A 21,568-nucleotide genomic window follows, 5' to 3' on the forward strand; every position below is an offset into this window, starting at 1 on the left:
CCATTTCCTACCCAAATGAAAAGCCCTCCCGGCTGTATGCGTTAAAGAGGGCTTTGCCGTGATGAATCACCACGCCATATGATGTTGGTTATAAGTTAAGATTTATCAGGGTCGTTCTTGCCCTTCTCCTTGCAACGGTAGCATATGCCGTGGAAATCAAGCCGATGGTCGTGCACGGTGAAATTGAATTCGCGCTCCAGTCGTTCCTCTAAGGGACCGAGCCAATCCTCGCGTATTTCATCCATGCTTCCACATTGAGTGCATATTAGATGATGGTGATGATGTTTCGAAGTATCTGTTCGAAGGTCGTATCTTGCGACACCATCGCCGAAATTGATCTTCTCTACGACATGAAGCTCACTCAGCAGCTCCAGGGTACGGTATACGGTTGCCAGACCGATCTCCGGAGCTTTCTCTTTCACGAGCATAAATACATCTTCTGCGCTAAGGTGGTCGTCTTCATTCTCCAACAACACGCTAACCGTGGCTTCCCGCTGGGGCGTTAATTTGTAACCTTGGGATTGCAGCTGCTGCTTAATTTTGTCGATCCGCGCTTCCATCGTTTCCCTCCCCCTTGGAAATCACTGCACGTCATTGTCACTTCCTTCATTATAGGGGGATTTGACAAACAAAGTCAAACGCTTTTACTCTCCGCTAAAACACGCGGCATTACAGCAGCATCGGGGTTACCCACTGCATCATCGCCGGCGTTACCCACGTCTCAAAGGACGAAATGCACAGCGCCAGAACCACCATGCAGAGCGTTATCAGTGCATAGGATGTCAGCGGCCGTACCATGCTGCCTCCGCGATGCATCAAAAATCGATTTCTGATGATATATAGGGAGAACGAGATGGCTGCAACGCTGCACATCATCAGCATCGGGATAATGACCAGGTTTTGCGGCGCGATGGATACCAGTGCGAATAGCAGACCGGTCCACGAGTATTGCCCAACCAAGTATCCGACGGTAAAGCCGATCAGCACTCCCTTCAAAAAATCCAAAATGAGAATGCCCGGCAGGCCGATCACCGACAAGCCTAAAATCCATATTAGTCCGATCCATTTCAGATGAAGACCCGCTATGCTCCAGTAGGAGGACTGCATCATGGTTTCGTTGCTGTCCTGCACGTTAATAAAAAAATGGTTCAAGTGCCTGGCCATGTCCTGCTGCTGCTCCAACGACAGCGCATTGACCATCAGCGCCCCGAAGAGCACGCCGACCAGAAACAAGACAGCAACAAATACATAGAGCGGTGTCTGATCCTTTAACGTCTGGCGGAATGATTGCATAGAATAGAGTCTCCTTTCCTGTCTCTACTCTACTCTATGATCCCCTCTCGAATTCTATGACTGGAAGAAAGGTTCCGGGGACGGACCCCGGCGTGTCCTTACTTCATCACCTTGCCATAGGTGCCTCCACCGCCCGAGGACAGGGCCAGCGTTCCGTTTCTTGCCTTGACAATGCTGGCTGCAAGTTTCTCCCCGGCGACCTCCGCAAGCTCCGTTTCGGTGGCTTGATGAAGAATCGCCATTTCGGTCCCGAAGGCGGCCAGCAGCTTCCCCATAGCCGATTTGCCGAGGCCGGGGATGAACTCAAGCGGAACCTGATAATGGTATGGCGGCCGGGTCGGCGGTATGCGCGGATCCTCCCGGTCTGCAATATCAAGGATCCGGTCAAGGACGCCCTGGATGAGCTTGGTGCTGCCGCAGTACGGGCATCTTGACGGCCCGGATTCGGCAGCTAAGTGCTCCTGATCGAGGATGCTCTCGCATCCGCCGCAATAGGTCCGATGGTATTTCCCCAGCTTCGGGTTCAGCCCGTAGTTCGCCGACACCCTCCGCCCTTCCTTCATCTGAAGCGCCATTTTGAATTCCTCGAACGATGGGCCGGCCATATCAATCCGGTTGTATTCCCTTCCGATCTTCCCCAGCGAATGCGCGTCCGAATTGGTCAGAAAGGTGTAGCGGTCGAGCTCGCTGATCAATCCCGCCATCGAGGAATCGGCGCTGAGACCAAGCTCGATGCCTGCAATCCCTTCAAGATCAAACACATCGCTCATCCGATCCGCCATGCTGCCGTACAGCCCTTTATGAGGCGTAAATACATGCGCGGGAATGAGCAGGCCGCCGCGGCCGATGATTTCCTGCTGCAGCTCCCGCGGAGACACATAGATTCGCTGCGAGCTCAGCTGGACATTTTTCATATAGCGGGACATCCAGTCCGTGAACTCGCGCATGGTGCCCAAATCCGGAAAATACGCAAGCACATGCGCCGCTCCCAGGCCCGGCTCGCGTATTTCGATCTCGCTGCCGAGAAGAATGACCGTATCCCGGTAGGCGATGCCCCCGCCCTCGATTTCTTCCATGACTCCGCTGTCCAGGCAGCGGGTGATATCGTCCTGCACGGAAGGAGAGTGGCAGTCGATAATGCCGATCATCCGGATGCCTTTCCGTTCGGAGGCTTCCGCCGCAATGTTCTCGAACGTCAGGTTGTTGCTTGCGCTAATTTTGACAGCTTGTCCGCTGTCCGTTCGGCCGATATGAATATGCATATCGCAATAGTAGCTGTGCAGGTCCTGCTGGAAGTCAAGCTTCTTACCCGAACTCATGTCAGATCGTTCCCGTCATCGTATACATGTTCCATGCATACACCGCCAGAATCGTTTTGGCATCGCTGATTCTTTCTTCTCTTATAAGATCATAGGCTTCCTCCAGCGTGACTTCCATCAATTGGAGAAATTCATCCTCATCCGGGTTCATGGCTCCACTCACAAGATCTTCGGCCAGATAGAGATGAATGATTTCGTCGGCAAAGCCCGGGGACGTGTAAAAGGAGTGCAGCTTGCGAATCGAACCGCATGCATAGCCCGTCTCCTCCTGCAGCTCCCGCTTTGCAGCTTCCATCGGATCCTCGCCGCGCTCCAGCTTGCCGGCGGGAATCTCCACCTCGCAGCGCCCCAGCGGCTGCCTGAACTGGTCGACGACCAACATTTTATCCCCTTTTAACGCAAGGACCGCTACGGCACCAGGATGCCTTACGACTTCCCGCGTTGCTGTCTGCCCGTCCGGAAGGCGGACGGTATCCACCTGAAGGGAAATGATTTTCCCGTCGAATACAGGCTGCGTCGATATTGTCGTTTCTTCCAGCATTTTATTTGAAGCTTCGCGGTTGCTGCTGCCGGTCACGTTCATAGATTTAGCCTCCTTAAGTTTAAAAACGGCATGACTGCCCATGCTATTGCATAAGGTGTATTATATCAAAATTTCAGAGAAAGAAGGAACGCGTGATGAAGAGCTATCAAGGGGAGCATTCGATTCATATGGTGGGACGAGCCTGGCAGATCCGCATTATGCTCAAGCAATGGCAGAATCAATGGGGGCCAGAGGCAACCATCATGGATATTATTACCGCCAAGAGATTGAATAAACACGCAAGCGCCCGGCATTACTAGGACTTTAGACTCTTTTTTCGACTTTTTTCTCTTTTTTTCGAATTTCGACCATGACTTTCACACCGGAACCTGTGTTATTACATTGGGAGGCTTCGACATGCGACATATACCATTTATTGAAACCGAACCAATTACAAGCCCGCCTTCAACGATCTATGAACGCGGGAAGTGGTACGAAAGACGCGGATATCTTGAGGAAGCGCTTGTGAGCTTCAGGGAAGCGGCGCTATCCTCTCCATTGAATAGAGACCAAGGGGCCCAGACCGAATGGAAAGATTCGGATCTGATCTGGCTTGAGTATGGTCTATTAAGCATGCGTCTTCGTTCTTTCCAAGATGCGGAGAATGCATTTCGGACCGTTCTCTCGAAGAAGGGAGCATATGCACAGGAGGCCTTGAACCAGTGGGCTGCCCTCCTCCATGCGCAGGGAACGGCAGATCCCGATATTTACGCTTCCCTTGCGCGGGAAGCAGGAGGCTGCACGAATTCGGAAGCAATGCTGGGCAAGGCGCTATATTATATCGGCTCCTATTCGATTGCCGCAGAATGTCTCTCGCGCCTTGACCGTTTAACCCATGAACAATGGCATATGTACATATGCAGCCTGATCCGGAGCGACCGAATCCCCGAAGCGCTGCAGCTTATGAACCAAGGCAACCAGGCGGGTCGCGGGGAAGGGCTGAATGAGCTTACGGACCGGAAGAGCAAGCATCGGATCATTCAGCTTCTCTGTGAACGGAAGCTGAAGCGTACGCAGCTGGAAGCCAGTCTCAGCTTGACCGAGCGAATCGAATGGGCTGACATCGCGGTATCGCTCGGCATGATCGATGCGGCCGAGGAATTGCTGGCTGAATATGGCGACCATGCTTATTATGCACTGATTTGCCTGTTATATCAGGAAGGATATAAGTCGCTTGCAGCGGCAAAAATCCATGTGCTCGAAGAACTGCCCCTGCAGGACCCGGGCCTGTACAGCACCGATCTGATTTTCGTAGCGGCAGAGCGTTTGTACGACCAAGGCTCCTATGAAGAGTCCGCGAAGTTATTCGCGCAGCTTCGCAGCCATCGGCCCTCATATACTGCGGCAAGATTCGGCGAAGCGGCCTGTTATTTGCAGTCCACCCTGATCTCGCTCTCCGGAAGGCTGGAAAGAGTGTATGCTTCGGCTGAAGCCAGAACAGAAATCGAGGCATATCTGGGCAAAATTAATGCGGCCCTGCACGTGGTCGAGAGCACGGGGTGGCACACGTCCTGGTCCCCGGCACAGCAACGGAACGACCCCTTTGAGACTGAACGCTCGCTGGTCAATTAGCACTCATGTAAAGACTTCCTTCGCTCGAAAGAAGCTCTGAAATATAAAAACGCTCCACGCTTCTTGAGTCGAGGCGATGAGAGCATTATAAAAAGTCCGCAGCGGGTGATGCCCGCTGCGGACTTTATTTCTTATGGCTTTAGCCAGTTGAGCTCGCGAAGCGTGCGAAACAAAAAACCACCCGCTATGCGGGTGGAGGGATCGAGGGTTTGACCAACAAGACCATTCCGATAAAATTGAGATGTTCAGGCTCAATAATGAAAGGAATGGTCTTAGATGGCAAACAAGAGCTATAGTTTAGCTCACACGAAGTGGATGTGCAAGTACCACATTGTGTTCACCCCGAAGTATAGACGGAAAGAGATTTATAATCAAGTGAGGAAAGACTTAATCGAAATTTTCAAACGATTATGCAAATACAAGGGAGTGGAGATAATCGAAGGCCACATGATGCCCGATCATGTACATATGTTGGTAGCAATTCCCCCCAAAATCTCAGTATCATCATTTATGGGATACCTGAAGGGGAAAAGCTCACTCATGATATTCGAGAAGCATGCTAGCTTGAAGTATAAATATGGCAATCGAAAATTTTGGGCGGAGGGATACTACGTCAGCACAGTGGGCTTGAATGAAGCCACCGTGGCAAAATATATCCGTGAGCAAGAAGCACACGACCAGGCAATTGATAAACTGAGTGTGAAAGAGTATGAAGACCCATTCAGCAAAAACAGTAGCAAGAAGAAGTAAACCAGTTTAACTGGTAAGTGAAAGTGACAAATTACACTGAGCCTGAACAATTTTATTGTCAGGCTAGCGTCTTTAGGCGCAGTTTGGCAACAAGGGGTTATACCCCAAGAGCAAACCACCCGTTTGACGGGTGGTTCTGATTGGTATTAGGATTTTGCTGTTTCTTGCACGATGGCCACAACGATCTGTGCAGCTTTTTCCAAGTCCTCAGCCTTAATCCGTTCCTTGGTTGTATGAATGTCGCGATACCCGATCGCCAGATTTACCGTCGGAATGCCGAGTCCGTTGAAAATGTTGGCATCACTGCCACCTCCGGACGTGAAGGTATCGGCCTGCATGCCAAGCCCGCGGATCGCCCGCTGCGCAAGCTGCACGACTGCATCATGCTCATTAAAGCTATATGCGGGATACACAATCTCGCTAATAAACTCGCAATTTGCATTGTACTCCCGAACCGTGGTTTCAAGCGCTTCGCGCATATCGCCAACTTGCTTATCCACCTTCTCCTGCACGATGCTTCTCGCTTCGGCGTCGATCTCCACGTAATCGCACACGATGTTGGTAGCTCCGCCGCCCTGGAACTTGCCGATGTTCGCTGTCGTTTCTTTATCGATGCGCCCGAGCTTCATTTTGGATATCGCTTTGGAGGCGACTTGGATGGCACTGATGCCATCCTCCGGATTCACGCCGGCATGCGCCGATTTCCCCTTAATAATCATCTTGATCTTTGCTTGGGTCGGAGCGGCAACGACGATGGAACCCAGCTCTCCGTTTGAATCGAGCGCAAACCCCATCTCTGCTTCCAGGTATTTCGGATCGAGCGCACGAGCGCCGACCAAACCGGATTCCTCGCCGACGGTGATGACGAATTGAATCTGGCCATGCGGAATCTTGTTCTCCTGGATCACCCGGATCCCTTCGAGTAAAGCGGCGATTCCGGCCTTATCGTCCGCGCCGAGAATCGTCGTCCCGTCACTGCGAATCCAGCCGTCTTCCCCGAGCGTCGGCTTAATTCCCCGGCCGGGTGTAACGGTATCCATATGGCAGGTAAACAGTACCTTCGGCGCTTTCTCCGCGCCTTCCGCCTTCCAGGTTATGATGAGGTTGCCTGCTCCGTGCCCGGTCTTATCCTTTGCGTCGTCTTCGACGACCTCGAGGCCAAGGCTTCCGAACTTTTCCTTTAATACGCCGGATATCGCCTCTTCATGCTTCGTTTCGCTGTCCACCTGAACCAGTTCCATAAACTCTTGAATGATTCGTTCTCTTGAGATCACTGGACTTCCCTCTCTTTCGCAGTTACGATACAATGGACTTATAGCCTTCCAAACGGAATAAATGCTGCTATAATGATGTACATCATTAAACTTTTTCAAAGGAGCTGCACCATGCAACGTAAAAAATGGTTTCGAGTTTTTATCTATCTCATGCTGATCGCCATGATCGGATCCACGCTGCTTATTGTCCTGGAGCCCCTTCTTTTACGTTAAGCGACAGCTTATGTCCAGACTTTATCCGGCCAATGCGCCTTATAGGAAAATACCTCGGTGAAGTAGGGCACGATCTCCCGCGCTACTTCCTCGACTTCGAAGGTGCGGCCGGTGCAATCCTCCAGCGATGTCACGCCATATTCCTGAATCCCGCACGGAATGATTCCCGTGAAGCCGGATTCGGCGATGCCCGCTTTAATGTTAAAAGCGAAGCCGTGGCTCGTGACAAATCCCCGGTCATGCCGGCGCTTGTTGAATTTCACGCCGATCGCGCATATTTTGCGGTCGCCGACCCACACGCCCGTATACTCCGGCTTGCGGCCTGCTTCGATTTGGTGCGCGGCCAAATAATCGATAATGACCTGCTCCACGCTGCGGAGGAATCCGTGCAAATCCAGCCCCTTGCCGCCTTCAAGCACTAACAGCGGATACCCGACCAGCTGTCCGGGTCCATGATATGTAATATCCCCGCCACGATCGATCTCGAACAGGCCAATGCCCTTCTTCTCCAGCTCTTCCTTGCTGAGCAGCAAATGCTCCGGATGACGCTGCGAGCCTATCGTATAGGTAGGCGGATGTTGGAGGAGCATCAGGCTTTCGTGACGCTCCCCTTTGTCGATTTCCGCTACATGGAGCTTTTGCAGCTCCCAGGCCATGCCGTAATCGAGCATCGGCGTGTAAGAGACATTTAACGGTTTCGTCATTGTGCTCACCCTTCTCTCCACTGGGGTCCAATATCCGAATGAATGCCATGATCACAACAGCCCGTGAGCATATGCACGGGCGTTTACAGGTGTTGCTTAGTCGATTTACAGATGTTACCACCAAGAATTGTTCCAACTCAGTACAGCTTCGTATCCAGGCTGAAGCTCTCCAGGTTGTCCTTAACCCGCTGCAGGAACCGGCCGCAGATGACGCCATCCAAAATGCGGTGATCCAATGACAGACACAGGTTCGCCATGGAACGGACTGCGATCATATCATTGATCACGACCGGTTTCTTCACGATCGATTCGAACGTCAGGATCGCTGCCTGCGGATAGTTAATAATCGGGTAAGAAAGGATGGAGCCGAAGGAGCCCGTATTGTTTACCGTAAAGGTACCGCCCTGCATGTCATCGAGCGTCAGCTTGCCTTCGCGGGTCTTGCGCGCAAGCTCGTCGATCTCTCTGGCAAGGCCGGCGATATTCTTCTGGTCAGCGCGTTGGATGACCGGTGTAAGCACCGAATCCTCCGTACCTACGGCAAGCGACAGATTGATATCGCGTTTGACGACGATTTTATCGACAGCCCAGAAGGAATTCATGATCGGGTAATCCTTGATCGCATTGACAACCGCCTTCAGCAGGAATGCCAGATAGGTGAGATTGACCCCTTCCTTCCGTTTGAATTCATCCTTCAGTTTGTTCCGCAGCAGCACGACGTTGGTCACATCCACCTCGATCATGGTCCAGGCATGCGGGATTTCGGTGACGCTTTGGCGCATATTTCTCGCAATCGCATTACGAATCGGCGTAACATCAATAAAATATTCCGAGCGCCCGTTTTCCATGCCTTCCACTTCGATGGTCGGGATCTTCGGCGTTTCGGTCAAGTGAAGCCCGGAATGACGCACATCCGGGATGGGCGTTCCGGGCGGCGGCGTCGGTGCGGCAGGCGTCTGGCGCTGCATGCCTTCGAACGGCGAAGCTGATCGTTGTGCCGCCGTCTCGGCTTCATTCGAGACCATGCCGGAAGCTGCGGTTGCGGCAGCAGCCGGTCGTCCCTGCCCGATATAGGCCAGAACGTCTTTACGTGTAATTCTGCCGCCCATTCCGGTGCCTTGTACCTGGTTTAAAACAATTTGGTGCTCTGCCGCCAGGCTTTGAACCGCAGGAGAGTACCGGTGACGCATGGATTCTCCTTCCGCCGAAACCGTACGGCTTGGGGAAGCCTGTGCGGGATAGCCCGAAGGCTGAGCGGATGGCGTACGCTCCGGAGCAGCCACGGTAGCGATCCGGCAAATAACTTCACCTACGTTCACCGTTTGGCCTTCCTGTGCCAACCATTCTCCCATCACGCCATCCATCGTCGACGGAATCTCGGCATTCACTTTATCCGTGATGACTTCGCAGATCGGTTCATACTGCTCGATCGGATCCCCCGGCTTCTTTAACCACTTGGCAATCGTTGCGGAAACTAGGGATTCCGCGAGCTGAGGCATCGCAACATCGGTTAATTTCTGATTATCGGACATGCTCACAACTCCCTGTTCTTAGTAAAGCGCCAGCTGACGCATGGATTCTTTGACTTTATCTTTGTTCAGCATAAAAAACTTCTCCATCGGCGGACTGATCGGCATCGCCGGCACATCCGGACCGCATAAACGCATAATCGGCGCATCCAGATCGTACAGGCAGTGCTCGGCAATGATCGCCGCTACTTCAGCGCCAACACCGCCGGTTTTGTTGTCCTCATGCACGATCAGCACTTTCCCCGTCTGACGGGCCGCATCCATAATCGCCTGCTGATCCAGCGGCTGCAAGGTGCGCAAATCGAGCACGTGGGCGGTGATGCCCTCTTCCTTCTCCAGCTCCTCGGCAGCCTGCATCACGAAGTGCAGCGGCTGACTGTAGCCGATCACCGTAATGTCGGCCCCTTCCCGAAGCAGATTCGCCTTCCCGATCGGTACGACGTAATCGTCATCCGGAACCTCGCCCTTGATCAGCTTATAGCACTTTTTATTCTCGAAGAACAGGACCGGATCCGGATCGCGTACCGCTGCCTTCAGCAATCCCTTCGCATCATACGCCGAGAAAGGGGCGACGATCTTAAGGCCCGGTGTCCCGACGAATATCGATTCCGGACACTGGGAATGGTACAGGCCGCCGAAGATTCCTCCTCCGATCGGCGCCCGGATAACCACGGGACAGCTCCAGTCATTATTCGAGCGGTAACGGATTTTGGCTGCTTCACTGATGATCTGGTTGGTCGCGGGAAGCATGAAATCCGAGTACTGCATCTCCGCGATCGGCTTCATGCCGTACATGGCGGCTCCGATGGCTACGCCGGCGATCGCCGATTCCGAGAGCGGGGTATCCATCACGCGCATTTCTCCGAACTGTTCCATCAGGCCTTTCGTTGTGGTGAAGACGCCGCCCTTAACGCCAACGTCCTCGCCCAGCACGAATACCGATTCATCCCGCTGCATCTCTTCCTTCATTGCAAGTCGAATGGCATCAATATACTCCATTACCGCCATGCTTGAGCCCCTCCTTCATCACTGGCATATACGTGAAGAAGCGTATCTTCCGGCTTAGGGAATGGCGCATTGTCTGCGGATTCGGTCGCTTCTTTAATTTCCAGATTCAATTGTGCAATAAGATCCTGATCCCGCGCTTCATCCCATAATCCGCAATCGATCAGATAATTCTTGAACCGGACCACGCCGTCTTTCTTCCAGTTCTCTTCGACTTCCTCTTTCGTCCGATAAGCCAAATCGTTATCGGAGGTGGAATGCGGAGACAGACGATACATCATCGACTCGATCAGTGTCGGCCCTTCGCCGCGAATCGCCCGCTCACGCGCTTCCTTAACTGCTGCATATACAGCGAGCGCATCATTGCCGTCTACCCGAATGCCCGGGAAGCCATATCCCAGCGCACGGTCGCTCACTTTGCCGCTGAGCTGCTTGTGAATCGGAACCGAAATCGCGTACTGATTATTCTCGCACATCAAAATAACAGGTAGCTTATGGACGCCGGCAAAGTTGCAGCCCTCATGGAAATCTCCCTGGTTGCTCGAGCCTTCGCCAAACGTAACAAACGTAACAAAATCCTTCTTCTGCATCTTAGCAGCCAGCGCGATGCCTACCGCATGTGGAACCTGCGTTGTGACCGGGCTGGACCCTGTCACGATACGCAGCCGCTTGCTCCCGAAATGCCCGGGCATTTGCCGGCCGCCGCTGTTCGGATCCTCCGCCTTGGCAAATGCCGACAGCATGAGCTCTCGCGGTGTCATGCCTACAGCCATCACAAATCCGTAATCGCGGTAGTATGGCAGGAAATAATCCTTCTCCCGGTCGAGGGCAAAAGCCGCAGCGACCTGGCAAGCCTCCTGTCCGATCCCGGATACGTGAAAATTAATTTTGCCGGCACGCTGCAGCAGCAGGTTGCGCTCATCGAACTTGCGCGCCAGCACCATATATTTGTACATGTCCAGAACCTGTCCGTCTGTAAGCCCAAGCTGTTCATGCCGATTGGTCTTCGAAGTCATCGTTTCTTGTTCTTTCATGGAGATCCCTCCTTTATCATGAGCCTCGCCCTCCAGGATCGGTGCAGTCGCACCGTCAACAGTAGCATATCAGAGCAAGTATTAAAACCTGGTACTAAGACTTGGCTTAATGTTATTATAATCCCTTTTTAACCAAAAAGAAATGAGGGATTCCACAAAGAATGCCTTTAGGCCTATAAACCGATCGATTTTCCGTCCACGGCCAGCATCGCTTCGCCTATGATTTCCGACAAAGACGGGTGCGCATTAACCGCTGCTCCTACTTCCCAAGGCGTGGCATCCAGCACCTGGGCAAGTGCCGCTTCCCCGATCAGCTCCGTAACGTGCGGACCGATCATATGCACGCCCAAAATATCCTGCGTCTCCTGATCGGCGATCACTTTTACAAAGCCTTCCTGCGTCCCGTTGACCAGCGCTTTGCCGATCGCGGAGAATGGAAACTTGCCGACCTTGACCGCATGCCCGCGATCCCGGGCTTCCTTCTCCGTAAGGCCAACGCTGGCCGCCTCAGGACGGGAATAAATGCAGCGCGGAATCCACTCTTTGCGATAAGTCATATGGGCCTCGCCTGCCAGATGATTCACGGCCGTGATCCCCTCATGGCTGGCGGCATGTGCAAGCTGAAGACCGCCAATGCAGTCGCCGATCGCATAAATATGCGGTTCGGTCGTCTGCATGTTCGCATTCACGGCAATGACTCCGTTCTCCACGCGGACATCGGTATTTTCCAGGCCGATCTGGTCGGTATTGCCAACCCTTCCTACGGACATCAAAAGCTTGTCAGCGGTCAGCGTCCTGCTCTCGCCGTCATGCTCGAGCGTAATCGTAACGCGTCCTTCTTGAACCTCACAGGTTTCGATCAGCAGCTTGACGCCTGTCAGGATGTTAACGCCCCTTCCGGCAAGCTGCTTCTGAAGCTCCCGTCCGATCTCTTCATCCTCCGCTGGCACAAGATGCGTCGCCGCCTCGACCACAGTGACGTTCACGCCGAAATCATTCAGCATCGAGGCCCATTCCACGCCGATAACGCCGCCTCCGACAATGATGATGGATTCAGGGAGCTCCTCCATCTGGAGTGCATGGTCGCTGGTCAGGATATGTACACCGTCCGGCTCAAGCCCGGGCAGATGACGTGGTCTGGAACCGGTGGCAATAATCAGATGGGTTGGAACGACCGTCTCCATCTCGCCGTCCGGAAGCTCCACAGCTACCGCCCCGCTCCGCGGCGAGAAGATGGAAGGCCCGATGACTCTCCCTTTTCCTTGGACCACGGTAATTTTATTTTTCCGCATCAAATATTGAACGCCTTGATACAGTTTATGAACGATGCCTTCTTTACGCTGCTGCACTTTGCCAAACGATAAACGGACGCCGTCTGACTCGATGCCGTAACGCTCGCTGTCCTTCATCTCTGCAAATAGCTCGGCGCTCCGAAGCAAGGCTTTACTCGGAATACATCCGCGATGCAGGCAGGTTCCTCCGAGCTTGTCCTGTTCAATGATGACCACATTTTTTCCAAGCTGGGCCGCCCGGATGGCTGCAACATATCCTCCGGTCCCCCCGCCAAGTATCGCTACATCACATGTAATTGCCACAATCGGCACCTCCAACATAAGTCCAGTTTCTCTCTCATTGTACTCTCTTTTTAGCTGAACACAAAATCGAAAGACACCTAAACCAAATAGACATCTCCTATGGAAAAAGGTATGATAAACGATAGAACTTTACATCAGTCTCAGGAAGGAATCTCCTTATGAAAATGATTATTTCCCGGTTTATCGCCATTCTTATATTGGTCGTTCCCGGCTTTATGGCGATGAAAGGCTTCTTAATGATGAAAGATGCGGTGTTCCTATATATCGCCGTCCATGGAGATGATCGCGTGACCGATCCCTCCTTCGGCTGGCTTCCATTCCTTGGCGGTCTTGCGCTCTTTGTAATCGGCATCGGCTTTCTTGGCGGCTGGATTCTGTTCCGTGACCGTAAGCGGAATTATGTCGGCCCCCGGTTTAAGAAGAAGCGTTCCGCACCGAAGCCGGGAACCTCATCCGGAAGCTGACGGAAGGCATGATCCACTGAGAAAAGGGGATGTCCTTGAGATCTATCAGATCTTTCGGGCATCCCCTTTAGCTAGTTCAACTTCGATTACGAACATTTGAGAATCGAAGTCTTCATTCCTTTGGGCTGACGTTCACATTACAGAACCAGAACCTAACTACTCCATGAGCGCATCCTTCAATTTGCTGGACATTCTCTCCTGCTTCGATACGGCCTTAAGCGCCGTCTTCCTCAGGTTCAGGTTCTGCTTGTAGGCCGTCTCAAGCTCCGCGTACATTTCGTCGATCAGCGCAGCAGCCTCGGGGGAGCATTTTCCGTCAGCCGTCAACTGCTGGATTCGCGCCTTGAAAGCTTCGATTTTGTCATTCATGCTGTTTCTTCCTTTCTGGATAGCCTCACCTGCGCTTATAAGCTACTTTAACCTCACATCGGTTGATAGCTCGGATATTAACCGGGGCATCCAATCCCTTAAATTCCAAAACCGGAAGCCGGCTTCAGACGCCTTCGTGTTGTCCATCGTCCAATTGTCCGGAATTCCGAACGGAGACATATGCTCAGGGGACGCAGACGGGATAAGCGGCGCCGATCTGCCGATCTCTTTCTCGATCATTCCCATAATCTCACGAATCGTTATCGTTCCGTCAGAGCAGGCATTAATCGGCCCTTCGAACCGGGTTGTCCCTGCCCATTGGAGGAACTCGGCAGCCTCCTCCGCATGAATGAACGATATTTCCGCATCAGGCGCCGGCAATCCGATCGGCTCGCCGGCAGCCGCATGCTCGACATGGAACAGCAGCCGCTTGGTATAGTCGTCAGGGCCAAGCACGATCGGGAGCCGCACCGCCGTAACGTTCAGATTATGCCTCCCGAACAGCACAGCTTCAGCTTGCCGCTTTCCTTCCTTATAGCTGTAGTCCTGCTGGTCGTTCATAATAATCGGATACCGGTATGGATCGAAATCCTCCTCGCGGAGCGAATGATCGGCAAAATCATAAACCGACAGCGTCGACGTGAGCACGTAATGGCCCGTTCGATCTGCAAATATATCGGCTGCTTGCCCGGCTTCCTCCGGCGTATAACATATATTATCATACACGATATCCCAATCCGCTTCACCGGCAGCCCGCTTCAGCGCGCCGGGATCTTTCCGATCCGCCGCAATCCGCCGCACATGCCGGCCGAACGGGTCCTGATGGTTGCCCCGCGTAAGAATGGTGACCTCGTCCCCGTTATCGATCAGGCGCTGGACCAGTCGTTTGCCAAAAAAACGGGTTCCGCCCAAGACCAATATATTAGCCATTGCATATTCCTCCCACACGATTTAATGAACCGAAAATTCGCACTGTACCTTTGTTCTCCATTGCGGGGCGATATTCCTTCTAAGCTATCCGTTCAAGCTGCCGGTTTAGGCTGCTATCCCATTGTTTAGCCATGTTTCGACAGATATCGTCCATCGTCCAGGATAATCCTGCCCTTATCCTCTCGTTAATGACCATTAAAACCGAAAAGCTGCCAGCATTCCATTGTACGTAGCAACGGATGTCTGGCAGCTCTTATTGTTCATGCAATCGAATCAGTCGGCGTTGACAAGCTTCGTATCCGGCCGCGGCACGCCGAAGTTCGGCGTACCGTCCTCGTTCCACCGGATCAGCTGTACCCGGGTATGGCGGTTCGGGTCGTACAGCGGATCGCCTTCGATCTCTTTGTAGCTTCGCGCATGATAGACGAGAATATCCTGCGTGCCGTCTTCCGATACGGTGAAGCTGTTATGCCCGGGTCCATACAGTCCGTTGGCCTCCGAAGTAGCAAATACCGGCTCCGGCGACTTCACCCATGAAGTCGGATTCAGCAAATCACTGCTCTCATCCGCTGTTAACAACCCCATACAATAATTATGGTCAGTTGCACTTGCTGAATACGTCATGAATATCCGGCCGTTCCGCTTCAAGATCGCCGCGCCCTCATTGACCAGATATCCCTGCTTCTCCCAATCATATTCCGGCCTGGAGATAAGGACCTGATCTCCCTTGAGTGTCCATGGATTCTCCATTTCCGAGATATACAGATTGGAGTTCCCGGGAATGCCGGGATCCTTCTGAGCCCACACATAGTACCGTGTACCGCGATGCTCGAACGTTGTGGCGTCCAAGGCAAAAGACTCCCATTTCGTCACGACCTGCCCTTTCTCGACCCACTCGCCTTCAAGGGGATTCGCAGCTTCATTCTCGAGCACAAACATGCGATGATCGAATAATCCGTCTCTAGTTTCGGATGTATGCGCAGCGGCATAATACACATACCATTTGCCGTCGATGTAATGAATTTCCGGTGCCCAGATGTTGGCGCTCATCCATCCGGTTTCGTGCTTCACCCAGATCGTTGTTCCCTCCGTCTCCGCCAATCCGGCGATGGTACGGGAGCGCCGCAGCTCAATCCGGTCGTACTCGGGAACCGAAGCCGTGAAATAATAATAACCGTCGGTATGCTTATAAATCCAAGGGTCTGCCCTCTGCTCGATGAGGGGATTGTTCAATTTCAATTCTGACATGATGATAACTCCTATCCAAGTATAATGATTTTTATATTTATTGGCGGGGACCCAAATGGTCCGTTTTCTTATCCTTTAATCCCGGCATTCAGATTTATGGACTGCACAAAATACTTCTGGGCAAAAAGAAATAACAGCAAAGTCGGAATGATGGCCAGAATGGCCGACCCCATCAATTGCCCGATCATGCGATAATTTCCGTAAATATCCTGAAGCAGCAGCAGCCCCGCAGTAACCGGCATCTTCTCGACATCGGTATATACGATGACCGGCCAGAGGAAATCATTCCAGGATCCGGTAAAGGAAAACAGCCCGCACACGATCAGCACCGGTTTGATGAGCGGCAATATAACGGAATAATAGATCCGGAAATCACCGGCACCGTCAACCCTGGCGGATTCGTCGAGATCCTTCGGAATGCCTTTCATAAACTGGCGGACGAGAAAGATATTCCCCATTCCCGCAAGACCGGGAATAATCATCGCCCAGGACGTATTCACCCAGCCTAAGGCGTCAATGATTTTATAGGACGGGATGAGGTTAACGACGCCTGGAAAGAAGGAAATGCCAAGCAGCGTGAAGAACAGCGTGTCTCTTCCCTTAAAGTTCATACGGGAGTATCCGTAGCCCGTAATTGAAATCACGACAATGACCAGCAGTGTGTGCAGCGTCGCAATAAAGACCGAATTCATCAGCCAGCGCAGGATCGGCGCGGTTGACGTATTTTCCAGGATCGCAACATAGTTATCGAAGATCCAGTTCTCCGGCAGCAGCCGAAAACCGGTGGTTACGACCTCCGTTTGGGAACGGAAGGATGTCGTTATGCCGAAAATTACGGGAATGACCCATATGACGCATAGAACGATAAGAAACAAATAGGCTAAATATTTCGATATATTCAAGCTGGATGAGGATGACCGGACGCCTTTGCGGTTAGCCGCCCTTGGAGCCGTCTCCGCATCCTTCAACACCGGGTTCGACATGTACAGTACACCTACCTTTTAACGTTTGGCGTTAGATTAGCCGGCCGCAGTTTGCAAAGCGGCTATGAAGCATTCCGATTCATCACGTAATACTGGAATGCCGAGATGACGAGAATGACCAGTCCGAGCAGGACCGCCATGGCGGATGCCATACCGGCAATGGATTCCCCATGGCCGAAGGCAAGCTGACGGATGTACATCATCAACACGGTGGTGCTTTGTCTTGGCCCGCCGTCGGTCATCATTAACGGCTGCCCGAATACGTTGAACGACCCGGCCGTTGTCATCACGAAGGTATAAATCAGCGGGAAACGGATCGACGGCAGGGTAATGCTTGAGAATCTCCGGATCGGCCCGGCTCCGTCCATTTCTGCCGACTCGTACAGATCCTTGGACACGCCGCTGATCGAAGCACGGTAGATGATCATATTGCCCCCAACTCCACCCCATACCGTGATTACGATGATAATAAGCCAGGCGTAAGGCTGATTGGCCGCCCATACCGTTTCGGAACCGAATAGATTGTTCGTAATGCCGAGCTGCTTGTTAAAGATCAAAGACCAGATCAGCGCTGCGGCTGAAATCGAGATCAAGCCGGGGATATACAGAATGGACTGCATAAGCCCTTTCATTTTCACCTTTTTATGCTCCAGCGCCACCGCGATCAAGAGCGGAATGACAATTAGAATCGGAACGCTTAAGACAACGAAAATCAACGTGTTCTTGATCCCGTTAAAAAACTGAGTGTAAAACGTAGACTCCGTATCGAACAAAATCGTTTTGTAGTTGGCCAGTCCGACCCAGACCGGATCATTGATGAGGTTCCACTGTGTGAATGATGCATAAATACCGTAGATGGTCGGCAAAAAAATAAATACGGCAAACAGAATCAAATGTGGACCTACAAAGAAATAAGGTGTCAGCGACTTCTTTTTCATACCCTTTCATTTCTCCTTTGGGAAAAGCAATGCGCCATGATCGGATGGCACATTGCTTTTTTGCTATCGGTTCATGCGCACGGCCTATTCCGCTGCCTTACTGCCCTCAGCGATTTTATCCTCGACGAACTTTTGCATCGTTTGGAGAGTTTCATCGATATCAACGTTTCCGCGTACGATATCTGCGGCGTACGTATCAACGGCTTCAGCTACGTAAGGGTAGTATTCGTAAGTATAAATGTACAAGGACTCAATTTGTTTATCGCTCGCTGTAAAGAAGGACTGGATGTATTTGTTGTATTCCGGATTTTCAATGACCTGCTTACTTGCGACGATCTGTCCTGCCTTCGCCCACTCCATCGAGTTCTGGCGAATAAACTCCAGGAACTGACCGATTCCTGCTTCCTTCTCATCCGTCCGTTTGTCGTTATTCAGCATCGCGAACAGATGCGAGGAAGCGCGGTTCGTGAACTTGTCCGCATTTGCGGAGTAGATGTTTGTCACGCCGAAATTCAGGTTCTCTACGGCTGCGTGAGCGGTCGAGCTCCAGGTTCCGTCTGTCGAGAACAGCACATTGCCGGATTGGAACATCAAGTAGCCGTCCTCGCCGAACGGTGTCATCAGACCGGCATCGGCAATCTTTTTAATCTCTTGGAACGCCTGCTTCATCACTTCCGTATTTACGGCCGGCTTGCCGTCCTGCTGAATGTCGCCGCCGAGGTTCTGAATCTGTGCCAGCACCACCCAGCCTAACAAGGCATCGTTAACGACATAATCCCCTTCGTCCAGCTTACCTTGGAGCGACAGCATTTCATCAATCGTTACGACATCATCGTCCAGGAAGCTTTCCACATTGTACTTCTTAAGCAAATCCTTGTTGTAGTACATCGCATTGCTGTGAATATCCAGGGGAACCGTGTACTGGGTGCCGTCGATATTGCCTGTGTTCCAAGCCTGCGGCAAATAATTCTCTTCCTTCAGCTCTGGTTGCGCTTGCATAACACCGGTCATTGGCTCAAGGACCCCTTGCTTGACAAAGCCGGGAACACGATCCGCATGGATGATGGCCAGGTCGGGAACACCCTTGCCGGAGTTGAGAACCGTAGAGATCTTCGTATACATGTCTGATGTGATGACGTGCTTAACCTTATACTCCGGATTTGTGGCATTGTAGTCTTTCACCAGTTGATCCATGTACGCGCCGTCGTCCCCTGTGAGAGGCGTCCAGAAGGTTATCGTATTTTTGTCCCCGCTGCCGCAACCGGATAATACGGATACGGCCAACAATACAAGTATTAATGAAACCCCCATCTTTTTCTTCAACACGTTCTCCTCCTGTTACAATTCATTTCGTTAACCCTTTCATTCAAACGCTATGGAAACGATTAACTGTTGTCCAGTATACATGCACCTTGAAAACGGTGTCAATAACATTTCTATAAATTTAATTATATTATTTTCTGTTTGATTAACGTTTTAGTTAATTAAATCATCATTATTTTGATTGATTATTTTGATTGATTTATGTACAGGTTAACCATAGTTGTGGTATCATTCATATTAGTTAAGAAAGTCAGGAAATGAAATCCAATTGAAAGAAGTGGGATCGATGCAGTTGGAAATAGACAAATCCTCTCTTGTCGTCTATGAAGCGCTGGCGAGCGAGGTTCGAATTCGGATTATCCAGCTTCTCTCCAAAAATAAAATGAACATCAAGGACCTTGCCCACGAGCTTCAGCTCAGCAGCGCGATTGTCACCAAGCATATCAAGAAGCTGGAGGATGCCGGAATCATCAAGACCGAGAAGGTGCCCGGAAAATCGGGTCAGCAGAAAATATCGATTTTGAAGGTCGATCATATCGAAATCAATTTTCCCAAAAAAATCTTTCATTCCTTCGCCTCTTACGAGACCTCGGTGCCGATCGGGCACTACACGGACTATGATCTTAAGCCGACCTGCGGTCTGGCAACCGATAAGGAATTTATCGGAAGAGTCGACGAACCGAAATATTTTATGGATCCGAAGCGCGTGGACGCGGAAATTCTATGGTTCACCGAGGGGTTCGTTCAATACAACATCCCGAACTTCCTCAAGAAGGACGAGAAGCTGCAGCAGTTCGAGATCAGTTTGGAAATCTCCTCTGAATTTCCGTTTTCCAATGACGTCTGGCCTTCGGACATTACGTTTTCGCTAAATGGCATCGAGCTCGGCACCTGGACGAGTCCAGGTGACTTTGCGGATACGAGAGGGAAGTTTACGCCGGACTGGTGGCCGCACAATATTAACCAGTATGGGCTCCTGAAGACCATACGGATTACATCGCACGGCACTTATATTGACGGTGACCCGCTGTCCGCGATCTCCGTTCAGGACCTGGATACGACCTGTGACCGTTGGACCTTTCGGATCGAGGTTAAAGAGGATGCCGAGCATGTCGGCGGGGCTACGATCTTTGGCAAAAAATTCGGCAATCATGACCAGGATATCGAGTTTAAGCTCTACTATCTGTAATTATTGCCCGGGAAACGATGAAAAGAGGTTCTTCCTGAAGGTCTGCGGACCAAAGGAAGGACCCCTTTTTTGTTTCAAAGCTGTACTCTCGATGCCATAAGAAAAGCCCACAACACGATGTCCCTAGCACATAGAAAGGGACCCGGTTATGAGCTTCTCATTGGATGGTAAGGAAGGTTTGCAAAGTTCGTTTCGTATTTCAGCTTAAATACATCCGATCGATAATGGCAATTGCTCGAGGTGAATACGGAAAGCTCAGGAGTTCGAACGAAACCGCATATCGGTTATCGAGACATACGAAGTCAAGTCCGATAAAGGACTAACGGACACCGGTTCTAATCCCCGTCAGATTTCCGCGTTACACCATCATTTCAAGAGACCTTATGCTCGATTCTCAGCTTATCTGCAACCATCGCGATGAATTCGCTGTTGGTCGGCTTGGATTTGCTGATGTTGATCGTGTAGCCGAACAGATGCGAGATGCTGTCGATGTTGCCGCGCGTCCATGCAACCTCGATGGCATGACGAATCGCACGCTCCACGCGGGATGGCGTTGTCTTGAATTTCTCGGCGATGGCCGGATACAGCGTCTTCGTGATCGCGCCGAGAATTTCAATATTGTTGTACACCATCGTAATGGCCTCGCGCAGGTATTGATATCCCTTAATATGCGCAGGCACGCCGATTTCATGAATGATCGAGGTAATATTCGCATCCAGATTTTTGCCCTTGCCCATTGGTACGACATTGGATTTGACGTTCGTAAACGGCGTGCTGGACGACAGATTGCTTGGGGAACCGACCAGCTGGCGGATCCGGCTAGCCAGCACCTCCATATCGAACGGCTTCAAAATATAATAGGAAGCTCCCAATTGGACAGCCCGCTGGGTGATGTTCTCCTGACCGAATGCGGTCAGCATGATCACTTTCGGCTGCGGGGACAGATTCATATCACGAAGACGCTCAAGTACGCCGAGACCGTCCAAATGCGGCATAATAATATCAAGGATCAGCACATCCGGTACTTTTCCCGTTTCCTCGATCATGCTCAGTACTTCTTCCCCGTTATAAGCGATTCCGGAAACCACCATATCGGGTTGATCCGAAATGTATTCGCCGAGCAAATTCGTAAATTCACGGTTGTCGTCTGCCAATAATACTTCAATCTTTTGCAATTCGTGCTCCTCCTTTATCCGATCACTTAGGATTTTTTGGTTATTTTTCTTGTGTATATGGTTTTCGACAGACGGATT

The 21,568-nt window shown here is 51.6% G+C and carries 23 protein-coding genes; 6 read left to right on the top strand and 17 right to left on the bottom strand.

Features of this window, described 5'->3' with window-relative positions; genetic code table 11:
* Nucleotides 1-95: 95 nt before the first annotated feature.
* The 4 genes from fur to MKX76_RS12315 form a co-directional block, all read right to left on the bottom strand.
* Nucleotides 96-560 (bottom strand): ferric iron uptake transcriptional regulator, encoded by a 465-nt coding sequence (fur, locus tag MKX76_RS12300; protein ID WP_007129758.1) that lies wholly within the window; start codon nucleotides 558-560, stop codon nucleotides 96-98.
* Nucleotides 561-669: 109 nt separating this feature from the next.
* Complete coding sequence (spoIIM, locus tag MKX76_RS12305; RefSeq protein ID WP_028403667.1) at nucleotides 670-1,293, bottom strand: stage II sporulation protein M; 624 nt, start codon at nucleotides 1,291-1,293, stop codon at nucleotides 670-672.
* Nucleotides 1,294-1,391: 98 nt separating this feature from the next.
* A complete protein-coding gene (locus tag MKX76_RS12310) occupies nucleotides 1,392-2,612 on the bottom strand; it encodes an endonuclease Q family protein (protein WP_251536874.1) in 1,221 nt (406 codons plus the stop codon).
* A 1-nt stretch (nucleotide 2,613) separates the two neighbouring features.
* Nucleotides 2,614-3,195: an NUDIX hydrolase gene (locus MKX76_RS12315; RefSeq protein WP_341033858.1), complete on the bottom strand. Its 582-nt coding sequence runs from the start codon at nucleotides 3,193-3,195 to the stop codon at nucleotides 2,614-2,616.
* Between the two features lie 95 nt (nucleotides 3,196-3,290).
* On the opposite strand from MKX76_RS12315, the gene mciZ reads away from it, so the two are divergent.
* The 3 genes from mciZ to tnpA all read left to right on the top strand — a co-directional run bounded on the left by mciZ (nucleotide 3,291) and on the right by tnpA (nucleotide 5,517).
* A complete protein-coding gene (mciZ, locus tag MKX76_RS12320; RefSeq protein WP_084046461.1) occupies nucleotides 3,291-3,455 on the top strand; it encodes a Z-ring formation inhibitor MciZ in 165 nt (54 codons plus the stop codon).
* Nucleotides 3,456-3,552: 97 nt separating this feature from the next.
* Nucleotides 3,553-4,767, top strand: coding sequence for a tetratricopeptide repeat protein (locus tag MKX76_RS12325; protein WP_341033859.1), 1,215 nt, complete (start codon nucleotides 3,553-3,555; stop codon nucleotides 4,765-4,767).
* Between the two features lie 276 nt (nucleotides 4,768-5,043).
* Complete coding sequence (gene tnpA / locus MKX76_RS12330; RefSeq protein ID WP_007128375.1) at nucleotides 5,044-5,517, top strand: IS200/IS605 family transposase; 474 nt, start codon at nucleotides 5,044-5,046, stop codon at nucleotides 5,515-5,517.
* A 146-nt stretch (nucleotides 5,518-5,663) separates the two neighbouring features.
* Here tnpA and MKX76_RS12335 read toward each other — a convergent pair whose 3' ends face one another.
* Nucleotides 5,664-6,791, bottom strand: a complete 1,128-nt coding sequence (locus tag MKX76_RS12335) for a tripeptidase T (RefSeq protein WP_341033860.1) — start codon at nucleotides 6,789-6,791, stop codon at nucleotides 5,664-5,666.
* A gap of 111 nt (nucleotides 6,792-6,902) precedes the next feature.
* On the opposite strand from MKX76_RS12335, the gene prli42 reads away from it, so the two are divergent.
* A complete protein-coding gene (prli42, locus tag MKX76_RS12340) occupies nucleotides 6,903-7,004 on the top strand; it encodes a stressosome-associated protein Prli42 (protein ID WP_007129751.1) in 102 nt (33 codons plus the stop codon).
* A gap of 8 nt (nucleotides 7,005-7,012) precedes the next feature.
* On the opposite strand, the gene lipB is transcribed toward prli42, so the two are convergent.
* The 5 genes from lipB to lpdA form a co-directional block, all read right to left on the bottom strand.
* Entirely contained in the window at nucleotides 7,013-7,708 is a 696-nt protein-coding gene (gene lipB / locus MKX76_RS12345; RefSeq protein WP_028403671.1) for a lipoyl(octanoyl) transferase LipB, read from the bottom strand.
* A gap of 137 nt (nucleotides 7,709-7,845) precedes the next feature.
* Nucleotides 7,846-9,240 carry a dihydrolipoamide acetyltransferase family protein gene (locus MKX76_RS12350; RefSeq protein WP_341033861.1) on the bottom strand — a complete coding sequence of 465 codons (1,395 nt, stop codon included), beginning with the start codon at nucleotides 9,238-9,240 and terminating at the stop codon, nucleotides 7,846-7,848.
* An 18-nt stretch (nucleotides 9,241-9,258) separates the two neighbouring features.
* Nucleotides 9,259-10,245: an alpha-ketoacid dehydrogenase subunit beta gene (locus tag MKX76_RS12355; RefSeq protein WP_007129748.1), complete on the bottom strand. Its 987-nt coding sequence runs from the start codon at nucleotides 10,243-10,245 to the stop codon at nucleotides 9,259-9,261.
* A complete protein-coding gene (locus tag MKX76_RS12360) occupies nucleotides 10,236-11,276 on the bottom strand; it encodes a thiamine pyrophosphate-dependent dehydrogenase E1 component subunit alpha (protein WP_007129747.1) in 1,041 nt (346 codons plus the stop codon). The genes MKX76_RS12355 and MKX76_RS12360 overlap by 10 nt, the downstream gene beginning before the upstream one ends.
* A 173-nt stretch (nucleotides 11,277-11,449) precedes the next feature.
* Nucleotides 11,450-12,871, bottom strand: coding sequence for a dihydrolipoyl dehydrogenase (gene lpdA / locus MKX76_RS12365; protein ID WP_341033862.1), 1,422 nt, complete (start codon nucleotides 12,869-12,871; stop codon nucleotides 11,450-11,452).
* 158 nt (nucleotides 12,872-13,029) lie between these two features.
* Here lpdA and MKX76_RS12370 point away from each other — a divergent pair, with 158 nt between their 5' ends.
* On the top strand, nucleotides 13,030-13,335 hold the full coding sequence (locus MKX76_RS12370) for a DUF2627 domain-containing protein (RefSeq protein ID WP_028403675.1): 306 nt from the start codon (nucleotides 13,030-13,032) through the stop codon (nucleotides 13,333-13,335).
* A 156-nt stretch (nucleotides 13,336-13,491) separates the two neighbouring features.
* Here the strand turns inward: MKX76_RS12370 and MKX76_RS12375 are convergent, their stop codons facing one another.
* The 6 genes from MKX76_RS12375 to MKX76_RS12400 all read right to left on the bottom strand — a co-directional run bounded on the left by MKX76_RS12375 (nucleotide 13,492) and on the right by MKX76_RS12400 (nucleotide 19,129).
* Nucleotides 13,492-13,704, bottom strand: a complete 213-nt coding sequence (locus MKX76_RS12375) for a hypothetical protein (RefSeq protein ID WP_251536878.1) — start codon at nucleotides 13,702-13,704, stop codon at nucleotides 13,492-13,494.
* Between the two features lie 42 nt (nucleotides 13,705-13,746).
* Nucleotides 13,747-14,634, bottom strand: a complete 888-nt coding sequence (locus tag MKX76_RS12380; protein WP_007129743.1) for an NAD-dependent epimerase/dehydratase family protein — start codon at nucleotides 14,632-14,634, stop codon at nucleotides 13,747-13,749.
* Between the two features lie 273 nt (nucleotides 14,635-14,907).
* Nucleotides 14,908-15,882 (bottom strand): glycoside hydrolase family 43 protein, encoded by a 975-nt coding sequence (locus MKX76_RS12385; protein ID WP_251536880.1) that lies wholly within the window; start codon nucleotides 15,880-15,882, stop codon nucleotides 14,908-14,910.
* 68 nt (nucleotides 15,883-15,950) lie between these two features.
* The gene (locus tag MKX76_RS12390; RefSeq protein ID WP_007129741.1) at nucleotides 15,951-16,865 is read right to left on the bottom strand and encodes a carbohydrate ABC transporter permease; all 915 of its coding nucleotides are present in this window, start codon (nucleotides 16,863-16,865) and stop codon (nucleotides 15,951-15,953) included.
* Between the two features lie 62 nt (nucleotides 16,866-16,927).
* Nucleotides 16,928-17,803: a carbohydrate ABC transporter permease gene (locus MKX76_RS12395; protein ID WP_341033864.1), complete on the bottom strand. Its 876-nt coding sequence runs from the start codon at nucleotides 17,801-17,803 to the stop codon at nucleotides 16,928-16,930.
* A gap of 84 nt (nucleotides 17,804-17,887) precedes the next feature.
* The gene (locus MKX76_RS12400) at nucleotides 17,888-19,129 is read right to left on the bottom strand and encodes an extracellular solute-binding protein (protein ID WP_387731126.1); all 1,242 of its coding nucleotides are present in this window, start codon (nucleotides 19,127-19,129) and stop codon (nucleotides 17,888-17,890) included.
* A 283-nt stretch (nucleotides 19,130-19,412) separates the two neighbouring features.
* Here MKX76_RS12400 and MKX76_RS12405 point away from each other — a divergent pair, with 283 nt between their 5' ends.
* Nucleotides 19,413-20,315 carry an ArsR/SmtB family transcription factor gene (locus tag MKX76_RS12405; RefSeq protein WP_028403680.1) on the top strand — a complete coding sequence of 301 codons (903 nt, stop codon included), beginning with the start codon at nucleotides 19,413-19,415 and terminating at the stop codon, nucleotides 20,313-20,315.
* Between the two features lie 371 nt (nucleotides 20,316-20,686).
* On the opposite strand, the gene spo0A is transcribed toward MKX76_RS12405, so the two are convergent.
* Complete coding sequence (spo0A, locus tag MKX76_RS12410) at nucleotides 20,687-21,490, bottom strand: sporulation transcription factor Spo0A (protein ID WP_007129737.1); 804 nt, start codon at nucleotides 21,488-21,490, stop codon at nucleotides 20,687-20,689.
* Nucleotides 21,491-21,568: the final 78 nt, after the last annotated feature.

Source organism: Paenibacillus sp. FSL R5-0810 (assembly GCF_038002285.1).
GTDB classification, from domain to species: Bacteria; Bacillota; Bacilli; order Paenibacillales; family Paenibacillaceae; genus Paenibacillus_AQ; species Paenibacillus_AQ lactis.